General features: G+C 74.3%; 1 pseudogene. It reads left to right on the top strand.

The annotated features are described in order from the left end of the window. Positions 1-561, top strand: a pseudogene (locus tag CCN44_RS47230) (DUF1996 domain-containing protein); the annotation flags it as partial.

Genomic DNA, 561 nt, shown 5'->3' with positions numbered 1-561 from the left:
GACAGCGCCAACCACCGCACCCACGTGGCCTTCGCGGCCCCCGACGGCTCCTGCCCCGCGGGCTTCCGGCCCATCCCGCAGCTGGTGCAGCGCATCGTCTACGACGTCGACGCACCGAGCCTGGCGGACGGCGGCCGGACCGTTCCGCTGTTCGCGGTGGACTCCTTCCCCGAGCAGTTGCACAAGCCCGTCACCGACCACGGCGACTTCATCAACGTCTTCGACGAGGACCTGATGCGCGAGATGGTCGACTGCATCAACTCCGGCCGTACGTGCGGCCCTTCCGGCGGTGACTCCGGTACGACGTCGACGCCCCCGGCGAGTCCGGGATCCGGCGCCACGGCCGCCCCCGGCGACGGCGCCGGCCGGCAGCCCGCCGAGACCGGCACCTCCGCGCCGACGCCCTCGGCCGCGCGTACCGGCGAGGCTCGGCGACATGACGTGACGGCCTCCCCTGCCCGCACCGCCAAGCGCGACACGGATGACGGGGCCGCACCGGCCGAGCCCGTCGAACCCCGCTCCACACCGGTGCGTTCGACGTCGGCCCGGCCGACACCGTCG

It is taken from the genome of Streptomyces tricolor (assembly GCF_002155905.1).
Classification (GTDB): Bacteria; Actinomycetota; Actinomycetes; order Streptomycetales; family Streptomycetaceae; genus Streptomyces; species Streptomyces tricolor.
This window is presented reverse-complemented; position numbering and strand designations above follow the sequence as displayed.